This window comes from Citrobacter sp. Cpo065, from assembly GCF_030332805.1.
GTDB lineage: Bacteria > Pseudomonadota > Gammaproteobacteria > Enterobacterales > Enterobacteriaceae > Citrobacter > Citrobacter portucalensis.
Window position 1 is genome coordinate 165173 of the sequence record NZ_JAOWHC010000019.1, and the last position, 21749, is coordinate 186921.

The window sequence follows — 21749 nt, forward strand, 5'->3', positions numbered from 1 at the left end:
CGCTGCCCCTGTGTGATGTAATTTGATTTACATCAATTAATAACAACTTAATTTCGCATGCGAAAAAATGCGTTATTTACCTTATTTTTACCTTTTCGTGCGTATTTTTAGACAAAACTGGTCTGTATTAAGTGAGAATCAAAGTGATTCCCGTAGTGCTTTGGGTGCGATCTCTTTGCATAACAGTACATAAAAACAAGCAGTTCGCGTAAAAGTAGACATTAATAACGGTGTGTAACTTATTGGCTGTAATGATGTTTTGACTGCATGTGCTGATTTTTGTCAATGCCTCATGTGTTTTTAATCAAATGAATAAAAATGAATATATGTAAAGTTAAAATTACATATTATTCTATAAACAAGTTATCTTTCACTTGAAATATCATTCCATTTTACTTTCTTTTATTAACAGTTTTATTACGATTGTGAATGTTTTTTACCGTTGACATGTTTTTACACTGACTGCATATTTCATCGCCATAAGTGTCTTATTGCGTTCAGGAGATGATGACGATGCCTTCTCGAGATTATCCCGATATCCGAAAAGCCAGGGGTACCCGATCTAAAGATATGGTTCTTTTAAGTGCCCGTGTTGATACTTCTCTGTGGGAATATGTCCGGACGCTGGCATTTGAAACGCGAAAAAGTAAACAAGATATTATCGCTGAGGCGTTAATGTTACATCGCTCTATTAATCAGAGTGAGAATCAAGAGTAAACATATCTGCTCTTAGCCTGGATTTAACTGAAATCTGAGTAGTGAATTATTTATTGCCACTTCATTATTGCCTTTATTGGTGTGTTATTGATTTCTCCCCTTGATATTCAGGGGGCTTTTTTATGAGGACTTCCTGCCTTCATAACAAAGTTGATAGCAAAATTCACAATTAAAAGTGAGTAAAAATATGAAAAAGTCAGCAGTGGTATTAGCAGTGATGGCATTAGGCGTCACTTCCGTTCATGCAGCGGAAATTTATAATAAAGATGGCAACAAACTTGATTTGTACGGCAAAGTGAAAGCGGTCCACTCCTGGACTGACGGCACCGATGCTGACGGCACCTACGCACGTCTGGGTTTTCGCGGTGAGACTCAAATCAACGATCAACTGACTGGCTATGGTCAGTTTGAAAGTCAATTTGATGCCGCTAAAGCAGAAGGTTCTCAGAATGGTGTTAATACACGTCTGGCGTTTGCTGGTCTGGATTATGGCCATGACGTTAGCTTTGACTACGGTCGTAACTACGGTATCGCTTACGACGTGGGAGCTTACACTGACACTCTCTCAGAGTTCGGCGGTGACTCCTATGAAAATACTGACCGCTTCCTTACTACACGCACTTCTGGCGTTGCAACACTCCGCACCAAAAATCTGTTTGGTGCCGTTGATGGCTTGAGCCTGGGCGCGCAATATCAGGGTCAGGATGATTCCGATAAGGATCCGACGAAACAGCACGGCAATGGCTACGGCTTCTCCCTGGGCTACGACAATATCGCTGATTCCGGCGTATCTGCCATTGCAGCCTACACCAACAGTTCTGTGACTGCTCAGCAGAAACAAAATGGTTGGGATGGCGAAAACGCAGAATTCTGGGGTGCTGGCCTGAAATATGATGCAAACGCTATCTACGTTGCGACCATGTACGGTGAATCCCATAACCTGATTCAGGATGCGGACAAAGCGCAGCACTTTGAAGCGATGGCGGCGTATGTGTTTGATTTTGGTCTGCGTCCGAACGTGGCTTACGTTCATGCGCGTGATAACAACAACACTGATCTGACCGAATACGTTGCGCTGGGCACAGACTACTACTTCAACAAAAACATGGTTGCTGATGTGGGTTACAAAATTAACCTGCTCGATGGCAAAGACGGCGACAATCAGGTTGTTGCGGGTCTGACCTATCAGTTCTAAGTAGTTATACTAGTACGAAAAAGGCGTCTTGGTTAAGACGCCATTTTTACATCTGTTGGAGTTTAAACCGGCTGACTTTCTTTCATCTGTACACCGCTAAACAGCCATTGCCAGATGCCCACTTTTACCCATGCGACCACGCAGAGGATCAGATAAAAAAGCGGATTATGGGTAATGGTAACGCGCATGACTTCCATTAAATCCACATGCAAATTTCCGGCAATTGCCATATTGATAACAAAAATAGAGGCTACCGCGCTGGCCAGTAAAATAAGTATGGCATGTAACTTTGTTATCTCCGGTAACTTGCCAGAGGCCCATTGCCATAAGAATGTTGTTGATAACAGGAAGATAATAAACAATCCCAGTGCGCCAAACAGGCCAAAGTCTTTATAATCCTTTAGCGTGCCAATTAAACCCGCCAAAATAATTAACCCCAGTAGTATTTTTTTAAACCACGACATAAACTTTTCCCGAAGATGGTGTTGATGTTGAATTAATATGTCCATTTTTACGCATTTTAAATTGAGTTTATAAATGAACAACTGGGGATTATAAATTGTCTGGCGGGTAATTGCCGATTATTTGCGGTTTATTAAATGCTGACATTTAATTGCGGACTAATCCGAATATATCTTCTTTAGACGTTAGCCGGTTATACCCTTTTGGGCGAGGCGAAACGCTGTTTGTATAATTGCGTGAGGCTGATAAGTGCCGCAATAAACAACGCGACCGCGCCGCACACCGTGGCGTTAACGATCGCCTGTGCGCCGCTTCCCAGCAGGCTGGTTAATAGCGGACCAAGTATTTGTCCAATGCCGTAAGTCAGAGTGACCAGGCCCAGCAGATTAATATTGCGCGGTACGCTTAGTTGACGGGCAAGCGGCATCACCAGTGAAGTGGTTCCCATAAACGTTGCGCCAAACCCCATGCTGCTTATCACCAGCAGCGGCAAGGAGCCGCTGGCGAGCGTCATGACCACGCAGGCGCTTTGAATCAGCAAATTCGCCGTCAGGCATTGCAATACTCCCCAGCGTCGGGCGGCCCACAGCCAGGCGAAACACCCCGGAATTATCGATATGCCGACCAGCGACCAGAGATGGGCAGTCAACAGCGGCGAACCGGCACTTTTCGCCATTAGCGGCAGGTAGGTGGCGACAATGATGTAGCCAAATCCGGCCAGCCCGTACAGTAGAGCCAGCAGCCACCAGGACATAGGCTGATGCTCTGTTTTTACCGGGGCCGCAGCGGGGAGCACGTGATCGCGAGATGGCAGGAGTATAACCAGTAGCACGAAGAACAGAGCCGAGGCTGCCGCTGCGCCCAGCCAGAGCGTGTGCGATGAAAGCGCAAAATGCAGACCGCTAATGACATATTCATTGCCCAGCAAAATACCTGCACCAACGCCGGAGAACAACGCCGCGATCACGAAGGGATGCCGGGTATGATGCAGAACGATCATTGAGCCAAAGATCATCATACCGGCACTGGCGACGCCCGCCAGAAAGCGGATCAGCATCACCAGCGCGGGCTGCGTAAAGCTGGTCATCGCCAGAATCAGCCCTGCGGTAGCGAGCGCGGACGTTAGCAACATCGGGCGTAAGCGAGAGGGAAGATGGAAGAGCCCGAAGGAGAAGAGCAGACTTCCTGCCAGATACCCGGCGTAGTTGGCGCTGGCAATCCAGGAGAGTTGGTCAAATGTAAATTGACCTTCCGACAGCAGCACCGGCAGCATTGGCGTATACAGAAAGCGCCCAATTCCCATACCCAGTGTTAAGACCAGCATGCCAAAAAGCGCGACGCTGATGGCATGACGATTTGAATCTGGGCTTCCCTGGGACATACGGACTCTCATTTCGCGCTGTTAGCTGATAATTGTTATATTACATGTGTAAATGATAATGAAAAGTAAAATAAAAATAAGTCCCCTGGCACGTTCAGGAAGGAGGAAAAGTGGCAAGGCAGCGCCAGTCTCCGTTTTCAAGACGGTAGATAGATTCGGTATGACCCGCAATTATCCACTCATCCTCCTTGCCAGCAACACAGTCGATGTAAATGCACAGCCCGCAGCCACCGCGTAGCTCGCGGGGAATATCTGCCACCCGAAAGCACATACCCGCAGCCTGTAGCGCTTTACGCGTTTTGATGACGCCGAGGGTAGTATGAAACAAGAACAGTGTTTCCTTCACTCACGTTTCCCCTGACGCTGACCAATTAACGCGGCCCCAATCGCCCCAGCAAACTGCGCGTCGGGATGCGTGTGTACGGGAATGCCAATGTGGCCTTCAAGCATACGAGCAAAGGCGTGACAGTGGCTTACTCCCCCGGTAAATAACAGTGGAGCCTGCCCTGAAAGCCGTCCGATGAAATTCGCGCTGCGTCGGGCCATCGCGTTGATCACACCCGCTAAAATGGTCTCCGGCGCGACACCCGCAGAGCGCAGGCTGATAACCTCTGACTCGGCAAAAACCGTGCACATGCTGGTGATGGCATGTGGTTCGACGCCAGCGGTAATCGCATCTAACTGCTCTACGCTGGCGCCGAGCGTGCGTGAGATGACTTCCAGAAATCGTCCGGTCCCAGCCGCACATTTGTCGTTCATCAAGAAATCGCTGAGGTTACCATCATCATCTAGCTGGATGACTTTACTGTCCTGACCGCCGATATCAATCACTGTGCGGGTACTGGGAGCCAGCAAGCGTGCCCCCAGTCCGTGGCAGGAAATTTCAGTGACCTGTTTGTCAGCATAATCCACGAGCTGCCGTCCGTAGCCAGTGAGGGTTAAAAATGGTCTAACGTCCAGCCCCGCCTGCAGTGTTTCCCATGCCTGCGCGATTGCTTCGGCAGGGCGAAAAGGTGTTGGGCAGAGAAAGCGACGTCTGATGACGTTACTTTCCAGCAAAATACCTTTAGTCGCTGTGGAGCCGGAATCTATCCCTATTGAGTATGTCATCCCTGTTCCTCACAACATTTCAATGAACGCGGCGACACGAGTGCTAAGCTGGCCGATATCCGCGCTGGAGTAGTCAGTTTCAATGGCGATGTAGGGAATGTTGTGCTGTTGGCGGACGTGGCGTTTGATGGCGAGTGATTCAACGGCGTAAGTGTGGCAAGCCTGTAAAATGACATCGACGACGCCGTCAGCCTGGTACTCTTCAACCATTTGGCTGAGCATTTTCAGACGTTGATCGTTAGGGGAAATACATGAGCAGCCGATGGCGAGGTATTTATCGGTCAGCGCGTCGTAGACGTCGCCAGTTTCCTCCACGCACTGTTCAGTGGCTTTCGCCCCGGTGCAGTTTTCATAGCCCACCACCCAACCGCCGTTTTCTTCAATGGCACGAACCACTTTTTCTGCCGCGCCGCCGATGGGGCAGCCGGTTATCAGTATGCGTGGACGCGACGCCAGACGTTTCCCGGCCTGCCATTCCTGATGTACCCGCTCGGCCATGCTATTAAGCTCGTCGATCAGTGCTGCTTTATCAAAGCGGAAGGTTGCACCGTAGACGACTTTCAGAATGTCACTGCCGCTGAGTGCGGGTGGGTTGAGCTGACCAACGCGGTAGAAGTTTGCCAGTGCACGACGTTCCTGGTTTTTTAGAATAACAGCTTCACGTAGCGCAGTTTCGGTAATCGGGGTGCCAAAACGGGCTTCGATAACCTGCTGCAAACGCAGGATCTCGGCTTTCCACAGCGCCCGTGAAGCCGCATCACTGGTGCTGTTGGGCAGTTGCATCACATGTACCGCTTTAAATTCAGCCATGTACTCGTACATCTTCTTTTTACCATCGCAGGTCGTTTCGCCCACCACTAGGTCAGAGAAGTAGAAATACGGACATTTATCCGTTTTACCAAATCCGTAGCTGCTTTTGATCAGCGGACACAGGTTACGTGGCAGATCTTTTTCGGCCTCTTCTATGGTTTCATCAGAGGTTGAGCATAGTGAAACGACGACCGCGCCTGCCGCCATCGCTATCTCCTGCGGCATAAAGGTGCAATAGGTCCCAACGAGCGGGATACCCTGCTCTTTAAGATCCATTACGGTGAGAAAACCTTTCTGACGGGCGTCGGAGAATTGATTAAAAATGGCGGGTAAATCGGTGATTAGCGACATGATTTTCCTTCCCCGTAACACGGGAGACAGTAAAAAGACGTCGCATTATAACCATGCAATTTATCTGGCTTTATTGATGTACAACAATTGTGCGCTTACAGATTACGGCTGTAGACCCGTGAGACTTCCCCCCACGGATGATAGCCCGGCCCGTCAAAGTAAAATCCCGCTTTCTCGTATAAACCTTCCAGGTCAGTACACAAATGAAGCCGCATAAAGCCTAACTGTCTGGCCTGCTGCGCAATATGTTCAATCAGGCGAAACGCCAGACCGTGACCACGATAGCGAGGATCGATATAGAGTGCGCATAGCCACGGCCACAGTTCGCCGCGACTGATAAAATCATTGGTGATCAATCCGGCGCAGCCAACAATGCTGTCGCCGTCCTGCATCCAGTACCACTGCGGTAGCGGGTTCTTTGCGCCAATACAACGATGCAGTGCATCCTCGTAAACTCTCATGGAGTCTTCTGAGGCCCATTGTTGCTGAAAGTAAGCGGTGACCTCGTGCAGTTTTTCCGGTGTTTCGCGCAGGGAAAAAATGCGGATGTTCATCGTCATTGAATTTTTCTCCTTAAAAATTCGCCAGCGTCAGCAGGGAAGGAATTTGCGACAACAGATATAACACCAGCCCAATAGAACCGCCAACCAGCGTGCCGTTGACGCGGATAAACTGCAAATCTTTACCGATGTTCAGCTCGATTTGCTGCGACATATCGCGTGCATCCCAGCTTTTCACCGTGTCGCTAATGTGGCGCGTCAGGAAGGTGGCGAACTCTGGCGCTACTTTATGTGCGGCCTGCTCCAGATGCCCATTCAGTGAGGTGCGCAGGGCACTGTCGGCTACCAGCGTTTCGCCGAACCACTGCCCGGCGCTGGCGATGCGCTGCTTCACGCGGGAATCATCGGCGTTAATGTCGGTTTTCACCCACTGACGCAGGTCTGCCCACAGCTCGCCAAGATAACGGTTGAAGGCTTCATCTTCCTTCAGATAGCTTTTCAGGCTTTCGGCCCGCACGGCCATCTCCGGATCGTGTTTGAGCTTATCGATGAGCTTAAACGTGGCGCGATCGAAGGCATGGCGGATCTGATGTGCGCGATCGTGGCTGATGTCATCCAGCAAGGAGTTAACGGCATCAGACACCAGCTCGGCGCTGTGCTCGCCCAGCCATTCGGTTGGCAGGATCTTCGCTTTCAGCGGATGCTCGGTTTCCAGCCAGTGCACGACCTGTCTGGCGATAAACGCTCGCGAGCTGTCGCGCTGGAGCAGGGCGATCAGTTGGGCGATCAGCGTGTCGAGTAGCACCTGATGGCGATTGTTTTTGGTCATGCTTTCCAGCATCAGCGCGCTGGTACCGGAGAGATCGACCTTGTCGATGGCCTTGTGCACCGCCCGCTTGATCAGCCGTTGAATGCGCGAGTCGTCGGTCAGTTCGAGAAAACCGCTCATAATTTGCAGCAGATGCTGGCCGATGCGCTGGGCGTTTTCCGGCTGGCTGAACCAGTTGCCGATCAACAGCGCCGGTTCATGGCGGCGGATCAGCGCGACCAGCGACTGGGTATCGAGAAATTTTTCCTGGACAAATTGCCCGAGATTTTCGCCGATCCGATCCTTATTGCGCGGGATAATCGCCGTGTGCTGCGAGATAAACGGGATCGGCACCCGGCGAAAAAGCGCCACCACGGCAAACCAGTCCGCCAGTGCGCCGACCATCGCCGCTTCGGCGATCGCTTTGATCCCCAGTACCCAAAAGTTAGGCGGTAGAAACAGCGTGATGACGAAGGTGGCAGCGGCAATCAGCAGCAATGAGAGTGCCAGTCGCTTGGCGCGTTTGAGTTCAGCAATTTTATTCATAGGCTTAAGGATAGAGCCAGACGGGGGGATCGCGCAAAAAATGTGGAGCGCCTCCCATTTTCAGGTGGGCTGGGCTTACTCAGGGATCCAGTTGTCCCAGGCGGGCAAGGGGCCGAGTTCCGCCACCAGAAAATCGATAAACGATCGCACCTTCGGATTGCTGTACTTGCTGGGAAAGTACAGCGCATACAGGGCGTGAGTTTCACAGGTGATAGTGCCGTCGAGCATCAGCGGCGTTATCTCTTCTTTTTGAATATGATCGCCAATCAGATAGGTGGGCAAATACGCCACTCCCTGATCTTCTAACACTGACTTCAGCAATACCAGACTGCTGTTGGCCTGGATCGGCATATGCAGTTTCAACTGATGCAGACGATCCTGTTCATCCGCCACCTTCAGCACCGGTGTGAGGCCGGGATAAACCAGACAATCATGATCCACCAGATCGCTTCGACGCTGGGGCATGCCTTTTTTGGCGAGGTAGCCGGGTGAGGCACAGTACGCCCAGCGAACAGGCACCAGCTTGCGCATCGCATAGTTTTGCGGCGGTGCGGTGGAGATGCGCAGGGCGATGTCGAAATCTGTTTCGTTCAGATTCACAAAGTTATCGTTGAGATCGATATACAGATTTACATCCGGGAACTGGGAGCGATATTTATCCACCAGGTTCACCAGCCGGGAATAACCAAACGCAATTGAGCAGGTTATGCGTAATTCACCCTGCGGGCCGTGGTAATAACCGGAAGTGGTATTCAGCGTTTCATCGAATTCTTTCAAAAGCTTATTAGCGCGGTTGAAGAGATATTGCCCTGCGTCGGTCAGGGTAATACTGCGGGTGGTGCGTTTAATTAATGTCGTGCCCAGCGTGTCTTCCATCGCAGCCAGACTTTTGCTGACCGCAGACGGCGATACGTTGAGCTGCGCCGCGGCTTCTGACAATCCTCCGCAGTCGACGATTTTAGTAAAAAACTCCAGATGCTTGAGTGAAATCGGCGTACTCATAGTTTCCTTTAATTCACAAGTGATTTGCAAAAACGGTACGAATAGGCCGTTACATTCGCATTTTAAACATGCAACTATTGAATCACAGGAAACAACTTGCTGGCAAAATGAAAAAATAACAACTTAGGTGAGTTACGTCACAAAATAAAAGGAGGCGAAACGGAAACTCATCACATTGTGAATTTAATCTCATTAATTATTATTCCAAAGGTACCGATTATGTGGTCACGACTCGAACCCTACAAATCGTCGATTATTTTATTAGTTGCTCTGGTGATTGGCGGCTTATTAGGTATTTATGCCCCATCGTTTGCAAGTAAACTCCAGCCAATAGGTCAGATATTCTTAAACCTGCTATTTATGATTATTGTGCCGCTGGTGGGGATCAGCGTTATGTCTTCGATCTCCAGTATGACCGACCTAAAAAGGCTGGGGCGCATTATGGCGATTATCTTTATTGTTTCGATCGCCATGGCCTTTATTCCAGCCGCCGGGATCGTCGCGCTGGCGCTCTGGTATAACCCGGCGCAGGGCGTCACTATCGATCTCTCGCAGTCGGTACAGGCGGGCAGCGGTAAGATGGATTTTGTCAGTATGATCACCACCAGCGACTTTATCGGACTGTTTTCTAAGTCCAATATTCTGGCGCTGATCGTAATGGCGATCATCGCCGGTGTCGCAATTGGCCAGTCGGATCAGGCCGGTAAACGTATTGCGTCGCTGCTGGAAGACGCCAATACCGTGATCATGAAGATCGTTTCGATCATTATGAAGGTCGCGCCGATTGGTCTGGGCTGCTACTTCGCCGCCACCATGGCCAGTCAGGACTCTGCACTACTGTTAACCTTTGCCCGCGCCATCGGCCTGTTTATGGTTGCCACGCTGGTCTACTTTGTCTTTGGCTCGATTCTCTATTCGTATATTGGCGGCGGTATTCCGGCGGTCAAAGCCTTTTGGCGTAACGCGATTGAACCGTCTGCGACCGCGCTGGGTACCTGCTCTTCACTGGGGACGCTCCCGGTGACGCTGCGTGCCGGTAAGGCGATGGGGATTAACCCGGAAATCGTTGATGTCTCCATTCCGCTGCTGGTTAACCTCAACAAGGGCGGCGTGGCGATGATTGCCGCGCTAAAAATTGTCTTTATCTATTCCGTGCTGGGCATGGAATTCACCACCGAAACCTTCTTCCTGACGATGCTGATTGCGGTGCTCTCCGCCATTATCGTTGGTGGCGTGCCGGGCGGGGCGTTCCTCGGGGAAATCTTTATCGTCACCACGCTGGGCCTGCCGATGGAAGCAATCCCGATGCTGGTGGTGCTGGGCACCATTACCGATGCGCCGGCCACACTGATCAACGTTATCCATGATTTGAATGCGGCGCAGATTGTCGAACGGTTCGCTGGAAAAAAGCAGACCAACACTGAAATAAACTCAACTGCTGCGGTGGTATAGGTTTCTCACGGATTAAGAACAGGAGATGTTATGAAAGACGCAATGAAGCTTGAAACGCACCTGGTTGTTGCTGGTCGCGACAAACGCTACACCCAGGGAGCGGTGAATCCGGTTATCCAACGCGCATCGTCACTGGTATTTGATACCGTGAAGGACAAGAAATATGCCACCGCCAATCGCGCGAACGGCGAGCTGTTTTATGGTCGTCGCGGAACCTATACCCACTTTGCCTTCCAGAAGGCAATGAGTGAACTGGAAGGCGGCGTTGGCTGCGCGCTGTACCCATGTGGTGCTGCGGCGGTGACCAATGCGATTCTGGCGTTTGTTCAGGGTGGCGATCATATTCTGATGACGGGTGCGGCCTATGAACCAACCCAGGATTTTTGCAATAAGATCCTGAGTAAATTCAACGTGGAAACAACGTATTACGATCCGCTGATTGGTGCAGGTATCGTCGATCTTCTGCGTCCGGAAACAAAGGTTGTATTCCTTGAGTCACCAAGTTCTATCACCATGGAAGTCCAGGACGTGCCGGGGATGGTGAAGGCTATCCGCGCGATGAATCCGGAGATTGTCATTATGATCGACAACACCTGGGCGGCGGGCGTGCTGTTCAAAGCGCTGGATTATGGCGTGGATATTTCCATTCAGGCGGGAACGAAGTACACCATCGGCCATTCGGACGCCATGCTGGGCACGGCGGTGTCGAACGCCCGTTGTTGGGATCGCCTGCGCGAGAACTCCTATCTGATGGGGCAAACGCTGGATGCCGATACGGCCTACAACGGCAGCCGCGGATTGCGCACCCTGGCGGTACGCCTTAAGCAGCATCAGGAGAGCAGCATCCATATTGCCCGCTGGCTGTCGGCAAGGCCGGAAGTGGCACGGGTGAATCATCCGGCATTACCGGAATGTCCGGGCCATGAGTATTTTCAGCGTGATTTTATCGGAAGCTCAGGCCTGTTTTCGTTTGTGCTGAAAAAGAGACTGACCGACGAACAGATGGCGAATTTCCTCGATAACTTCTCGCTGTTCCATATGGCCTATTCGTGGGGCGGATTTGAGTCGCTCATTCTGGCGAACCAGCCGGAAGAGCTGAACAGCATTCGCCCGGCCGGAGAGGTAGATTTCAGCGGCACGCTGGTCAGGGTGCATATCGGCCTTGAGGATATCGACGACCTGATTGCCGATCTAGACGCGGGATTTGCACGCATTGCGTAAGGTGAGGTGACCGTAGCCGGAAGCGGCGCTAGCGCCTTATCCGGCCTACATAGTTGTCGTAGGCCGGATAAGCGGGCAGGTTAGTTTTCAGTGGCTAACGTCGTTGCCTCATGCTGGCGTACCCGTTTGAGTAAGCCTGCCAGCGTGAACACGACAGCTATCCCTGCCGCAACCGCCAGCAGATGAAACGAAATCCTGCCGCCGTTAAACCATAGCCAGCGTCCAATTTCGACAGAAACCGCCATCACCGTCAGGATCACCATATTCAGCGATGCCGAGACCGTTCCTTTAGGTAACTTGTTGGAAAACAGCGTAAAGCGGAACAGCGTCGGGAAGATCATCCCAATACCAAACGCATACAGGCTGGTCCCCAGCACCGACCACAGCCAGACGTGCGGCCACAGTAAATTGCCGACAATCAGCACCGCCAGCCCGCTCAGCTGTATAGGTGCGGCCCGCCAGATGAAGCGCGGTCGGGTCGGATCTTTCACGAAACGAACCACCACCATATTGGCGACGATCACTGCGCCGAACACCGGGGCCTGTGCCCAGGCAAACTCCGATGTGGTCATGCCGCCAGCATCGATCAGAATAACCGGTGAGACCGCCACCCAGCTCATCATCGGAATATAGCTTAACGACAGCGTGGCTGCGCCAAACAGGAACACCCGGTTGCGGAAAACGTCGCGGAAATCACGCACTACGCCGCGGGCACTGAACGGCACCGCGCCGCGCTGGACGGTTTCCGGCATGGCTAACATTAACCCAATCAGGGCGATAAGCCCCATGACGGCAATGATGGCAAACAGGATCTTCCAGTGTACAAAGTGCATTAGCGCCGCTCCGGAGAGCGGGCCGATAACCGGTGCAACCAACACAATGGAAGTGATTATCGCCATTAACTTAATGGCCTTCGTTTGCCCAAACGCCTCCTGCACCGTGACATAGCCAACGGTCGCGATAAAGCAGATGCTGGTGCCCTGCACAAATCGGGCTACCAGAAATTGCGTCATCGAGGTGGTGAACAATGTGGCAGCACAGGCGAGGGTAAAGATTAACGCCCCCGCAATCAGCACGGGTCGACGGCCAATTCGGTCGGAAAGCGGCCCCAGCAGCCATTGCAGCGCCATGCCGCCCGCCAGATAGAGGCTGACCGCCGCGGGCGCCAGGCTGACGTCGGCGTTGAAATCGCGTACGACATTAATGATGCCGGGCTGGATCAAGTCCGTCGACAGATAGGCGGCGAAGTCATATAAAATCAATGCGACAGGAAAAAAAAGCGTTGTGGCGCGTTGGGAGAAAAACGCGAGAATCCGTTGCATAAAACAGCTCCTTGTCGGGAGAAAACCCTCAACGGGAATAGCGAAATTCAATACCGTCTTTGAGACGTCAGACCGATGACAGAAAAAAAGCAGACTGCAAATGTACTGAATTTCATGTAATCAAAAACGCTGTCTGCGCGAAGCGCAAACAGAAGATACGCTCACTGACGCGGGGTCAGAAAACGTAACGATTACAGGTAACAATCAGCACATCGCACCTCAGGAAGAGTAAGTTGAACGGGTAATTACCATCCGCAGTGTAATGCGGATTGGATATTAATTAAACGAGTTTATCCGGTTTATGTGCAGAAAATCGCCCTGCAAATCAGACTACGATGCTCTGCAAAAACCGCAGAGCGATGGCACAACCGAAGATAATCAATACACCGCCAGCGATACGTTCTACCCATAATATCCCTCTGGATAACCGTCGCTGGATCTGCGGTAAACCGATGAACATCACGATCAGCAGATCCCAGCACAGCACTACGCTGGTCATCCAGATCCCGCTCATGGTTTGTTGCAGCAGCGTCACCGACGGGCCGAGCAGGGCGGTCATTAGTGCCAGATAGAACAGTGCATTTTTTGGGTTGAGCAGTGACGAACCCAATCCCAGCAGTAGCTGTTTGCCAAATCCTGGACAGGTAGACTGGGCGTCTGTTCCGGTCAGCGTTTGCGGGCGGCTGCGTACCAGCAGGCTGCCAATCCACAATAAATAGAGCACGCCCAGCAGCTCAATAACCGTAAACAACAGGGGAAGCTGGCGCAGGATCCCCCAACCGATAATTGCCAGCAGGACATACAGCCCGTTGCCGAAAGCGATCCCCACGCACAACCCGGCGCTGCCGCGCATCCGGTATCGTGCGGCGTAACCGACCAGTAAAAAGAAGTCCGGCCCGGGGCTAAGCAATGCGACGAAATGCGCCAGCGCCAGCGCGGGAAAAGCAGAAGGAAAAAGTACAGAAAGCAGCGACATAGCGACCTCAGAGAATGAATCTGAGATCACCGTACGCCTGACGCAGCGCTAATTATTGTCTGATATTGATCGTCCCAACGCGTACTGGCGCGGTGTGGCGGCGGTGTAGCGAACAAAGGTGCGATGGAAATGGCTCTGGTCGGCAAACCCGCTCTGGTAGCCGACATCGGCAATTTCGTCTCCGGCCCGCAGCCGCTGGCGAGCATAGTCAATCCGTATGATGTTCAGATAACTTCCTGGCGTCAGCCCGGTGTCCTGCTTAAAGGTACGGATCAGCGTCTCTTTACGCATATGACACTCATGTGCCAGCTCATCGAGTGAGGGCGGCGCGAGCAGGCTGGACTGCAACCGTTCGCGCAGATACTGGCTGGTGGCGCTTAGGTTTTCTGGTGTGACCGACTGCAACGGCAGCGTGTGCAGCAATGCTTGTGCGGCATCCGTTATTTGCGCGGTTTGGCGTTGCGGCATGAGCGCCACAAGGTGCATATAACGCTGGAATAATTGCGCATCGCGGATAACGGGGGCAGGCGTGCAAAGCCGCTTATTGGTGTTCTGTGCAGGCAGATTAGCAAGACACCACTGGGTATCAAGATAAAGCATATGATAGCTGCGAAACTGTCCGTTAACAGGATTACAGCTGTGAGGTGCCAGCGGCGGTATCACAATCAGATCGCCCACCTGCAGATGGTATTCCTCGCCATCGCACAGACAGCACGTTTCCCCCTCGAGAATTGCTCCAATCGAGAGCTGAGAGTGGTGATGCCGCTTATAGGCCTGCTGGCTCTGCCAGGTGCTGCGCAGTTCCAGCCACGGCAACTGCTCATCACGCCAGAATGATTGTGGAATATCTCGGGTATGCGTCACATCGTGTCTTCCCTGAAAGTGATGGTTTGTTATAGCACAGGCCGGGAGGTGAAAAAGTGGGAATGCGCATTGAGATGGCGATTCTGCGTGACGTGTTCCAGACAAATGTAGACGTTACATAAGGGCGTTGTTATCCCGGAAATCGCCTCGCAAAGAGAGAAAGTTGCAGGTGAGGATGTGGTTTTCCGGCGCTACAGTCATGGCATCTTATTTTCAGGTGAAGGATCGCCATGAACAAAGCTTCCGCTTCAACACCGCATGATGCGGTTTTTAAAACATTTTTACGTCACCCTGAGACTGCACGGGATTTCCTACAAATACATCTTCCCGCTTCGCTGCGCGAGCTTTGCGATCTTCAGACGCTTAAACTCGAGTCAGACAGTTTTATCGAAGAGAATTTACGTGCGTACTATTCCGATGTGCTGTGGTCGGTGAAAACGACGGATGGGGATGGATATATTTATGTAGTGATTGAACACCAAAGCACACCGGATGCGCATATGGCATTCAGACTGATGCGCTATGCGGTAGCGGCCATGCAGAAACATTTAGATGCCGGGCATCAGCAGTTGCCGCTGGTGGTGCCGATGCTGTTTTATCACGGCGCTAAAAGCCCGTACCCTTATTCGCTGTGCTGGCTGGATGAGTTTGCCAACCCGAAGCTGGCTCGTCAGCTGTATGCTGCGGCGTTTCCGCTGGTGGATATTACGGTTATTCCGGATGACGAAATTGTGCAGCATCGACGTATGGCGCTGCTGGAGTTAATCCAAAAACATATCCGTCAACGCGATCTTATGGGGTTGGTCGAGCAAATTGTTTCCCTGCTACTTACCGGACTGACTAATGACACTCAGATAAAGACGCTGTTTAATTATATTTTACGAACTGGCGATGCACCTCGATTCAGTGAGTTTATTCGCGGGGTTGCCGAACGTTCACCGCAGCACAAGGAGCATTTGATGACGATCGCAGACAGATTACATGAGGCAGGATTTCAAAAAGGATGGCTTGAAGGCAAGCTGGAAGGTAAACAAGAAGGCAAAAAAGAAGGCAAACAGGAAGGCAAACAGGAAGGCAAACAGGAAGGACTGATAAAGGGGCGACGTGATGAGGCACTGCGTATTGCCCGCACCATGCTGGCAGATGGCATCGATATCAGCACGGTACAAAAAATCACCCGACTTTCCGCTGAAGATATTCAGGGTTTAAGCCATTAGATATAGCTTAAACTGCCTAATTGCCTGCCCGGAAGCGCCGGGCAGCTCGATCTACTCTATTGCTGTTTTTACCGCCTCTCCGAGCTTCTGCATTACTTCCCGATGCTTGTCGTTTGGCGGCAATGCGCAGTTGATGCGCACACAGTTGCGATACTTCCCCGATGCGGAGAACAGAGAACCCGGTGCAACCTGGATTTTGAGGCGACAGAGCTGCTTAGCGACACAGACCATATCGACCTGGAGCGGCAGCTCGACCCACAGCATAAAGCCGCCTTTCGGTCGGGTGACGCAGATCCCGCAGGGGAAGTATTCCCGTACCCAGCAGGTGTAGATCTCCATATTGCGCTGATAAATCTGGCGCATACGCCGGATATGCCGATGATAATGACCTTCGCGCACAAAGGTCGCCGCCGCCAGTTGCGTAGCGGGAACGTTAGTGCCGATGACGGCGTACTTCATGTGCAGCAGTTTGTTGTAATAACGACCGGGCACCACCCAACCCACGCGCAGACCGGGGGCGACGGATTTGGTAAACGAACTGCAGAGTATTACGCGGCCGTCGCTGTCCCAGGAGTGGATCGTGCGCGGGCGCGGGTACTCTGTGGCCAGCTCGCCATACACATCGTCTTCAAAAATGACGATGTCGTGACGCTGGGCGAGGGCGAGCACCGCCCGTTTACGCGCATCCGGCATAATGAATCCGAGCGGGTTGTTGCAGTTGGGAACCAGCAGCACACCTTTGATCGGCCACTGATCCAGCGCCAGCTCCAGCGCTTCAATGCTGATCCCGGTATCCGGATCGGTTGGGATCTCAATCACCTTGATCCCTAGGCCGCGCAGTAGCTGCATCGTGCCGTAGTAGGCCGGTGATTCAACGGCGACAATATCTCCGGGCTGACAGACCGTCAGCAGCGCCAGCGACATTCCGCTCTGACTGCCGCTGGTGATCACAATATCATCTGCATTAACCACCGAACCGCCGTCCAGCATCAGCCGTGCAATCTGTTGACGCAATTCCAGGCAGCCAGGTAATTCATCGTAACCCAGCACCGCCTTGAGATTATGCTGTGCCACGCGGCTTAGCTCGCGCCACAGCGGCTTCAGGCTGGGTTGATTAATATCGGGCACGCCGCTGCTAAACGGGATTATCGATTTGTCCGCATGACCTGCCAGCATATCCAGCACCTGATTCCACTGGGTTATTTCGACCGGACGCTGTACCGGACGCGACATCGGTGGCACGGGTGGCTGCGCTTTTTGTGGCGCGACAAAATAACCGGAGCGCGGCTGGGGCGTGATCAGCTGGCGCTGTTCCAGCGTCTGATACGCCTGCTGGACGGTGCTGATGCTGACCCCATGCTCCTGGCTCAGGCTGCGAACCGAGGGCAGTTTTTCGCCATGGCGATACAGCCCCTGCTCAATGCGTTCGGCCAGCAGATTGGCCAGATGTTGGTAACGCGTCATGCTGTATCCCTCATGGGTACCATACAGATTAAAAAACCAGTACAGAATGGCGTGAAAAAAGCGATGCAGAACTCTTTTTAACCAATCTGTATGTTAAATAAAAGTACTTTTTGAGTCTGTATTGTTTTGGGCCAAATCCGTGAAGATAAAGCCTCTGGCAAGGCGGGGAGGCAAGGTATGGAATTTCACGAGAATAAAGCAAAACAGCCGTTTATTGGGTTTGTACTGATCTGGCGGGCATACAAGGCGTGGCGGCTGCGAGCGCAAACGCGGCGCCTATTGCAACAGATGAGCGATGAGCGGTTGCGGGACGTCGGGCTGCGACGCGATCAGGTGGAGTAATTATTTTCTATCGACCGAGGCCGGGTGTTAGCGCATCCGGCCTCTTTTATATTCACGGTGTTTATCAATTCATGCTTGTTGATAGTCTGTTTCTTGATACTTATCCTGATAAGTATTATTTTCTTTTCAGCGATGAGGGGAAGTAAGATGACTGAAGATGAACTGTTTGCCCGCCGTCCGATGGGGATGCGCATGGCGATGGTGGTGCGCCAGTGGCGGGCCATTATTGATGCTGCCATCACCGATACTGGCCTGACGCAATCAAGCTGGACGGTATTGATGCAGCTGTATCAACTAGGAGACAACGTCTCGGTCAGTGAACTGGCGGAGGTGCAGGGCATTGAACTGCCGCCGCTGATGCGCACCCTCACACTACTGGAAAAGCAGGGCTACCTGCTGCGTTCCACATCGCCTTATGACAAACGCATCCGACTGTTAACGCTGACCGCGCAAGGCCGCTCAAGGCTTGAAGAACTTAACCGGGTGATTGAGACATACCAACATCGCGTCACCTGCACCATTCCTGAAGCAGAGCTTGCCGCCTTTAGCACGACGTTAAATCAACTCGCCTGCAATTTGCGGACAATCCGCGAAGAAGACAATCAACACTAAAAAACTATGATGACCCCAGAACAAAAATTTGCCCGTTGGGTAAGGGTGAGTATTGCCGCTTTCCTGGTAATATTCGCCTGGTTTATCGTTGCCGATATCTGGATCCCGCTGACGCCGGACTCCACGGTGATGCGTGTGGTAACGCCCGTTTCCTCACGCGTTTCCGGCTACGTCTCGCAGGTGCATGTACACAATAATAGCCAGGTGAAGAAGGGCGATTTGCTGTACGAACTGGATCCGACGCCATTTATCAATAAGGTCGAGGCTGCGCAAATTGCCCTTGAGCAGGCGAAGCTGAGTAACCAACAGCTGGATGCGCAGATCGCCTCTGCCCGCGCCAACCTGCGCACCGCGCAATTCAACGCCCGCAACGATAAGACCACCTTCGACCGCTATCAGCGCCTGAGCGCCATGCAGAACGTGTCGCAATCCGATCTCGACAAGGTGCGTACTGCCTGGCAAACCAGCGAGCAGTCGGTGGCGGCGCTGAATGCCAGTATTCAGAACCTGCTGATCCAGCGCGGCGAGCGCGATGACAAACGTAACGTAACGCTGCAAAAATACCGTAACACGCTGGAAGAGGCGCAGCTGAACCTCGGCTGGAGCAAAGTATATGCCCAGACCGACGGCACGGTGAGTAACCTCCAGCTTAGCCCAGGACTTTACACCACGGCCGCCACGCCGCTGCTGGCGCTGGTCAGCCATCAGACCGATATCGTGGCCGACTTTCGCGAGAAAAGTCTGCGCCACACTAAAGTGGATACTGATGCTGCCGTGGTGTTCGATGCCTTGCCGGGCAAGGTTTTCTCTGCCCGCGTCACCAGCAGCGATGCCGGTATTCTGGCGGGCCAGGAACAGGTTAATGGCCAGTTGTCGCAACCGGAACAGTCTACCCGCTGGGTGCGCGATGCCCAGCGTATGCGCATTCACGTCGCGCTGAACGAACCGCTCGACACGCCGTTACCGACCGGGGCGCGCGCTACGGTACAGCTGTATAACAGCGAGGGGATGTTCGCCCGCACCTTTGCCGGGGCACAGATCCACCTCGTCAGCTGGCTGCACTATGTCTATTAACACGCTGGCCCACGTCTTTACGCCGCACGGGAACATTGTCTACACCGCCAATGATTTTCGCCAGACCCTGCGTATCTCCGTTGCCGGGACAATCGCGCTGAGTATCTCGACCTTCTACAACGTGCAGTACGGCGTATTTTTTGTGGTTTATCCGCTGATGCTGCTGTCGCTGGTGCCGGTATTCAACCGCCATGTGGCAACACAGTTCGTGTTCAGCGCGGCGGTGAACTGTGTCGAAATGGTGCTGATCGTCGGCTATCTTTCACAGTGGCCGCTGGTTATGACACTGGTGGTGTTCGGCCTGTACGTGATGCGTTTTCGTTTTATGAGCAAAGGACCGCTGTTTCTGCTCGGTTCGATGGGCGTGGTGTGCCAGAGCACGATGCTCAACTTTATGAGCTATCCCACCACCAACTGGCATACGCTGATGTTCTCCAATATGGAAGCCTGCGTCATGGCGGTGGCGCTGAGCGCGCTGCTGCATTATCTGATCCCGGACGTGGAACCCCGCCAGCCACCGCCGCGCATTGAGAAAGATGTCGCCCGGGTTCGCCACGAGTCGCTGCTTTCCGGTACGGTGGCAACGATGATTTTTGTGGTCTTCCAGATCTGCGATTTGAGTGATTCGCTGTCGGCGCTGATGGCCGGCATTTTGATCCTGTTTCCGATGCACTACCGCGGGGCGGTGATCAGCTCGATTTGGCGCGTGGTCGGCGTGGTGCTGGCCTGCCTGTATATTCTGCTGGTGCAGCTGCTTATCTATGATTTCAGCAACCATATGCTGCTGATGATGCCGCTGATTGGCCTCGGGCTGGCGTTCAGCGCCCGCCTGCACGTAATGGAAAAAGTCGGGGCGGGCGTGGGTTTTGCAAGTATCACTACTATCGGCATTATGTTTGGTCAGAACCTGCACCCGGATCAGGACCTGGTATTCAGCGATCTGTACCGCATCACCTCCGTCACCGTCGCGCTGGTGGCAACGCTCACCATGGTATTTCTGGTGCACCGGGTTTTGAACTGCTTTGCCGCGACGCGGTTTGTAATTACCGAGTGAGTGGGGGCAAGTGTCGGATGGCGGCTGCGCCTTATCCAGCCTACGGGAAAGTGCCATTTGTAGGCCCGGTAAGCGTAGCGCCACCGGGCAATTCAGCAGGGGATTACTTCTTCAATCCCGCAAACGCGGCTCTGATCTCGTCTTCCGGCAGGTTAATGCCGATAAACACCAGCAGGCTGTGCGGTTGCTCATCGCCCCACGGGCGGTCCCAGTCGGCGCTGTACAGGCGCTGGACGCCCTGGAACAGCAGGCGGTTTGGCTCACCTTCAATCCACAGCATACCTTTGTAGCGCAGCAGCTTCTCGGCGGATTCCAGCAGCAGGTTTTCCATCACTCGCGATACGTCGCTGATGTTGACCGGGTAATCCAGCTCGACGACGATCGAGGAGATATCGTTTTGCTTGTCAGCAATAAAGTGGAAGCGCGGTTTGGCGCTGACCACGTTCTCTTCCAGCATAAAACCGTTGGTGTCGAACAGCAGGGAGAGGTCGATGTCGCCATGCGTGACGGTATACACCGGGGCGCGGGCGTTGATGCGCGCCAGGCGTTCACGAAGCTTTTCGCTTTCACCTGCGACGTCGGTTTTGGTCAGCAGGATCCGGTCTGCGTAGCCTACCTGCGACTGGGCGATGGTGAACTGGTTCATCTGCTCGTCGGCATGTACCGCGTCAACCAGCGCAATTACGCCGTCCAGCAGGTAGCGTTCGCAAATCACTTCATGGGAGAAAAAGGTCTGAATGATCGGGCCGGGGTCGGCCATGCCGGTGCACTCGATCACCAGACGGTCGAAATTGATGGCGCCTTTGTCGAGGTTGTCGAGCAGATCTAACAATGCGTCTTCCAGTTCACTGGAGCGGGTACAGCAAATACAGCCGTTGGTCAGGGTTTTGATCTGCGTGGCGCGATCGCCAATCAGCTGATCGTCCACCGAGACTTCGCCGAATTCGTTTTCGATAACGGCAATCTTGTAACCGTGCTGCTCGTTGAGAATATGGCGCAGCAGGGTGGTTTTACCCGCGCCAAGAAAACCGGTGAGTAGGGTAACTGCAATCGGGGTCATTCACTTCTCCTTCTAACAGCAACTGCTTCCGCCGCTACCGTAGCGGGCTTCCTGGCGCTCGCGGAAGAATTCTTCGTAGGTCATGTACGGCTTATCGGGATGGTTGGTCTTCATGTGCTCGACATAGTTGTCGTAGTCCGGAATGCCAATCAGCATCTTCGCCGCCTGACCGAGATATTTTTTAGCTTGCCCTAAAGTACCAAACATAA

22 protein-coding genes are annotated in these 21749 nt (G+C 52.8%); 8 read left to right on the top strand and 14 right to left on the bottom strand.

Annotation, left to right across the window (positions count from 1 at the left end):
* Positions 1 to 904 precede the first annotated feature (904 nt).
* Positions 905 to 1912: a porin gene (locus OGY68_RS01460; RefSeq protein WP_048227160.1), complete on the top strand. Its 1008-nt coding sequence runs from the start codon at positions 905 to 907 to the stop codon at positions 1910 to 1912.
* A 62-nt stretch (positions 1913 to 1974) separates the two neighbouring features.
* Here the strand turns inward: OGY68_RS01460 and OGY68_RS01465 are convergent, their stop codons facing one another.
* The 8 genes from OGY68_RS01465 to OGY68_RS01500 all read right to left on the bottom strand — a co-directional run bounded on the left by OGY68_RS01465 (position 1975) and on the right by OGY68_RS01500 (position 8882).
* Entirely contained in the window at positions 1975 to 2376 is a 402-nt protein-coding gene (locus OGY68_RS01465) for a hypothetical protein (protein ID WP_032942287.1), read from the bottom strand.
* 191 nt (positions 2377 to 2567) lie between these two features.
* A complete protein-coding gene (locus tag OGY68_RS01470; protein WP_057067061.1) occupies positions 2568 to 3755 on the bottom strand; it encodes an MFS transporter in 1188 nt (395 codons plus the stop codon).
* Positions 3756 to 3849: 94 nt separating this feature from the next.
* A complete protein-coding gene (locus OGY68_RS01475) occupies positions 3850 to 4101 on the bottom strand; it encodes a putative Se/S carrier protein (protein ID WP_057067059.1) in 252 nt (83 codons plus the stop codon).
* On the bottom strand, positions 4098 to 4865 hold the full coding sequence (yjiL, locus tag OGY68_RS01480; RefSeq protein WP_057067058.1) for a putative 2-hydroxyacyl-CoA dehydratase activator YjiL: 768 nt from the start codon (positions 4863 to 4865) through the stop codon (positions 4098 to 4100). The genes OGY68_RS01475 and yjiL overlap by 4 nt, the downstream gene beginning before the upstream one ends.
* Positions 4866 to 4874: 9 nt before the next feature.
* Positions 4875 to 6026, bottom strand: a complete 1152-nt coding sequence (locus OGY68_RS01485; protein WP_057067056.1) for a double-cubane-cluster-containing anaerobic reductase — start codon at positions 6024 to 6026, stop codon at positions 4875 to 4877.
* A 95-nt stretch (positions 6027 to 6121) separates the two neighbouring features.
* A complete protein-coding gene (locus OGY68_RS01490) occupies positions 6122 to 6586 on the bottom strand; it encodes a GNAT family N-acetyltransferase (protein ID WP_020996242.1) in 465 nt (154 codons plus the stop codon).
* Between the two features lie 13 nt (positions 6587 to 6599).
* Positions 6600 to 7880, bottom strand: a complete 1281-nt coding sequence (locus tag OGY68_RS01495) for a DUF445 domain-containing protein (protein ID WP_032942292.1) — start codon at positions 7878 to 7880, stop codon at positions 6600 to 6602.
* Positions 7881 to 7955: 75 nt separating this feature from the next.
* A complete protein-coding gene (locus tag OGY68_RS01500; RefSeq protein ID WP_057067055.1) occupies positions 7956 to 8882 on the bottom strand; it encodes a LysR family transcriptional regulator in 927 nt (308 codons plus the stop codon).
* A 219-nt stretch (positions 8883 to 9101) separates the two neighbouring features.
* On the opposite strand from OGY68_RS01500, the gene OGY68_RS01505 reads away from it, so the two are divergent.
* Together OGY68_RS01505 and metC are read left to right on the top strand one after the other, a co-directional pair.
* Positions 9102 to 10334, top strand: a complete 1233-nt coding sequence (locus OGY68_RS01505) for a dicarboxylate/amino acid:cation symporter (protein ID WP_057067053.1) — start codon at positions 9102 to 9104, stop codon at positions 10332 to 10334.
* Positions 10335 to 10364: 30 nt separating this feature from the next.
* Positions 10365 to 11555, top strand: coding sequence for a cystathionine beta-lyase (gene metC, locus OGY68_RS01510; protein ID WP_057067051.1), 1191 nt, complete (start codon positions 10365 to 10367; stop codon positions 11553 to 11555).
* An 80-nt stretch (positions 11556 to 11635) separates the two neighbouring features.
* Here the strand turns inward: metC and mdtM are convergent, their stop codons facing one another.
* From mdtM to OGY68_RS01525, 3 genes are all read right to left on the bottom strand, one after another.
* Positions 11636 to 12877, bottom strand: coding sequence for a multidrug efflux MFS transporter MdtM (mdtM, locus tag OGY68_RS01515; protein ID WP_057067049.1), 1242 nt, complete (start codon positions 12875 to 12877; stop codon positions 11636 to 11638).
* Between the two features lie 325 nt (positions 12878 to 13202).
* Complete coding sequence (locus OGY68_RS01520; protein ID WP_057067047.1) at positions 13203 to 13853, bottom strand: LysE family translocator; 651 nt, start codon at positions 13851 to 13853, stop codon at positions 13203 to 13205.
* Between the two features lie 48 nt (positions 13854 to 13901).
* Positions 13902 to 14717 carry an AraC family transcriptional regulator gene (locus tag OGY68_RS01525; RefSeq protein ID WP_057067045.1) on the bottom strand — a complete coding sequence of 272 codons (816 nt, stop codon included), beginning with the start codon at positions 14715 to 14717 and terminating at the stop codon, positions 13902 to 13904.
* A 230-nt stretch (positions 14718 to 14947) separates the two neighbouring features.
* Here OGY68_RS01525 and OGY68_RS01530 point away from each other — a divergent pair, with 230 nt between their 5' ends.
* Positions 14948 to 15934, top strand: a complete 987-nt coding sequence (locus OGY68_RS01530) for an Rpn family recombination-promoting nuclease/putative transposase (RefSeq protein WP_057067043.1) — start codon at positions 14948 to 14950, stop codon at positions 15932 to 15934.
* Positions 15935 to 15985: 51 nt separating this feature from the next.
* Here the strand turns inward: OGY68_RS01530 and OGY68_RS01535 are convergent, their stop codons facing one another.
* Positions 15986 to 17398 (bottom strand): aminotransferase-like domain-containing protein, encoded by a 1413-nt coding sequence (locus tag OGY68_RS01535; RefSeq protein ID WP_057067041.1) that lies wholly within the window; start codon positions 17396 to 17398, stop codon positions 15986 to 15988.
* Positions 17399 to 17575: 177 nt separating this feature from the next.
* On the opposite strand from OGY68_RS01535, the gene OGY68_RS01540 reads away from it, so the two are divergent.
* From OGY68_RS01540 to OGY68_RS01555, 4 genes are all read left to right on the top strand, one after another.
* Positions 17576 to 17740 (top strand): DUF1127 domain-containing protein, encoded by a 165-nt coding sequence (locus OGY68_RS01540; RefSeq protein ID WP_003019180.1) that lies wholly within the window; start codon positions 17576 to 17578, stop codon positions 17738 to 17740.
* 147 nt (positions 17741 to 17887) lie between these two features.
* Entirely contained in the window at positions 17888 to 18352 is a 465-nt protein-coding gene (locus OGY68_RS01545; protein WP_048215013.1) for a MarR family winged helix-turn-helix transcriptional regulator, read from the top strand.
* A 6-nt stretch (positions 18353 to 18358) separates the two neighbouring features.
* The gene (locus OGY68_RS01550; protein WP_008786107.1) at positions 18359 to 19426 is read left to right on the top strand and encodes an HlyD family secretion protein; all 1068 of its coding nucleotides are present in this window, start codon (positions 18359 to 18361) and stop codon (positions 19424 to 19426) included.
* Positions 19416 to 20480 (top strand): DUF2955 domain-containing protein, encoded by a 1065-nt coding sequence (locus OGY68_RS01555; protein ID WP_057067040.1) that lies wholly within the window; start codon positions 19416 to 19418, stop codon positions 20478 to 20480. Before OGY68_RS01550 ends, OGY68_RS01555 begins: the two co-directional genes overlap by 11 nt.
* 103 nt (positions 20481 to 20583) lie before the next feature.
* On the opposite strand, the gene yjiA is transcribed toward OGY68_RS01555, so the two are convergent.
* Complete coding sequence (yjiA, locus tag OGY68_RS01560) at positions 20584 to 21540, bottom strand: GTPase (RefSeq protein ID WP_057067037.1); 957 nt, start codon at positions 21538 to 21540, stop codon at positions 20584 to 20586.
* 12 nt (positions 21541 to 21552) lie between these two features.
* Positions 21553 to 21747, bottom strand: coding sequence for a YbdD/YjiX family protein (locus OGY68_RS01565; protein WP_003830038.1), 195 nt, complete (start codon positions 21745 to 21747; stop codon positions 21553 to 21555).
* Between the last annotated feature and the right edge of the window lie 2 nt (positions 21748 to 21749).

Bases quoted from the DNA above. Each gene is read 5' to 3' on its own strand.
- OGY68_RS01460 (WP_048227160.1), top strand. From the start codon at position 905: ATGAAAAAGTCAGCAGTGGTATTAGCAGTGATGGCATTAGGCGTCACT.
- OGY68_RS01465 (WP_032942287.1), bottom strand. From the start codon at position 2,376: ATGTCGTGGTTTAAAAAAATACTACTGGGGTTAATTATTTTGGCGGGT.
- OGY68_RS01470 (WP_057067061.1), bottom strand. From the start codon at position 3,755: ATGTCCCAGGGAAGCCCAGATTCAAATCGTCATGCCATCAGCGTCGCG.
- yjiL (WP_057067058.1), bottom strand. From the start codon at position 4,865: ATGACATACTCAATAGGGATAGATTCCGGCTCCACAGCGACTAAAGGT.
- OGY68_RS01485 (WP_057067056.1), bottom strand. From the start codon at position 6,026: ATGTCGCTAATCACCGATTTACCCGCCATTTTTAATCAATTCTCCGAC.
- OGY68_RS01490 (WP_020996242.1), bottom strand. From the start codon at position 6,586: ATGACGATGAACATCCGCATTTTTTCCCTGCGCGAAACACCGGAAAAA.
- OGY68_RS01495 (WP_032942292.1), bottom strand. From the start codon at position 7,880: ATGAATAAAATTGCTGAACTCAAACGCGCCAAGCGACTGGCACTCTCA.
- OGY68_RS01500 (WP_057067055.1), bottom strand. From the start codon at position 8,882: ATGAGTACGCCGATTTCACTCAAGCATCTGGAGTTTTTTACTAAAATC.
- OGY68_RS01505 (WP_057067053.1), top strand. From the start codon at position 9,102: ATGTGGTCACGACTCGAACCCTACAAATCGTCGATTATTTTATTAGTT.
- metC (WP_057067051.1), top strand. From the start codon at position 10,365: ATGAAAGACGCAATGAAGCTTGAAACGCACCTGGTTGTTGCTGGTCGC.
- mdtM (WP_057067049.1), bottom strand. From the start codon at position 12,877: ATGCAACGGATTCTCGCGTTTTTCTCCCAACGCGCCACAACGCTTTTT.
- OGY68_RS01520 (WP_057067047.1), bottom strand. From the start codon at position 13,853: ATGTCGCTGCTTTCTGTACTTTTTCCTTCTGCTTTTCCCGCGCTGGCG.
- OGY68_RS01530 (WP_057067043.1), top strand. From the start codon at position 14,948: ATGAACAAAGCTTCCGCTTCAACACCGCATGATGCGGTTTTTAAAACA.
- OGY68_RS01535 (WP_057067041.1), bottom strand. From the start codon at position 17,398: ATGACGCGTTACCAACATCTGGCCAATCTGCTGGCCGAACGCATTGAG.
- OGY68_RS01540 (WP_003019180.1), top strand. From the start codon at position 17,576: ATGGAATTTCACGAGAATAAAGCAAAACAGCCGTTTATTGGGTTTGTA.
- OGY68_RS01545 (WP_048215013.1), top strand. From the start codon at position 17,888: ATGACTGAAGATGAACTGTTTGCCCGCCGTCCGATGGGGATGCGCATG.
- OGY68_RS01550 (WP_008786107.1), top strand. From the start codon at position 18,359: ATGATGACCCCAGAACAAAAATTTGCCCGTTGGGTAAGGGTGAGTATT.
- OGY68_RS01555 (WP_057067040.1), top strand. From the start codon at position 19,416: ATGTCTATTAACACGCTGGCCCACGTCTTTACGCCGCACGGGAACATT.
- yjiA (WP_057067037.1), bottom strand. From the start codon at position 21,540: ATGACCCCGATTGCAGTTACCCTACTCACCGGTTTTCTTGGCGCGGGT.
- OGY68_RS01565 (WP_003830038.1), bottom strand. From the start codon at position 21,747: ATGTTTGGTACTTTAGGGCAAGCTAAAAAATATCTCGGTCAGGCGGCG.